At 45.1% G+C, this 727-nt stretch carries 2 protein-coding genes; both read right to left on the reverse strand.

Translation table 11 applies throughout. The features are described from left to right. Nucleotides 1–108: hypothetical protein (locus R7Q46_RS26905; RefSeq protein ID WP_318078190.1), on the reverse strand; the 108-nt coding region annotated here is incomplete at its 3' end. A gap of 83 nt (nt 109–191) precedes the next feature. Continuing rightward, the coding region (locus R7Q46_RS26910; protein WP_318078189.1) for an arylesterase at nt 192–727 on the reverse strand (536 nt) is incomplete at its 5' end.

Consider the following 727-nt stretch of genomic DNA (forward strand, 5'->3'; position numbering starts at 1 on the left):
CTGCGGGGCTTTTTTTACGTATTCAATTTGCTCTTTTATGGATGCATGACAACCGTGTGGATGCGCAGAGCGAGCAACAACACCTTGAATTAACGGTTCTATTCGCATTGTTGTGATCTAACCTCGGTGAGTGGAATTCTGGTTAGATTAACGTAAAGTTAGGTAAAACTTATTGAGCTAGACCATCAAAATTAGAGATGTTTAACCAATTCTTGAGCAACGAATTCCGCAATCCAAGGTTGCGCTTCAGGTTTCGGATGTAAGCCATCATCCATCATCCACTCAGGTTTGGTGATCACATGCTCTAAGAAGAACGGCATTAACTGAACTTGTTGATGCTCAGCCAATTTAGGATAGATGTCGTAAAACATGTCGCTGTAGCGCTTGCCGTAGTTAGGTGGGACACGAATTTGCATCATGACCACATTAGCACCAGAATCTTTGATCATGCTAATCATTTTCGACAGATTCGACATAATAACTTTTGGAGGGAAGCCACGCAACCCATCATTGGCGCCCAACTCGATAAGAACTAAGTCGGGTGTATGTTGGTCAAGCAGTTGCGGGAGGCGAGCCAAACCGTTGCCAGTAGTGTCTCCGGAGATGCTGCCATTAATAACTGTTACATCTTGCCCGTGTTCGAGCAGCGCGTCAGGGAGTAAGCTAGGCCAACTCTTCTCAATCGGCATTTGATAGCCCGCACTCAAGCTATCACCAAGAACAAGAA

Source organism: Vibrio sp. 811 (assembly GCF_033339195.1).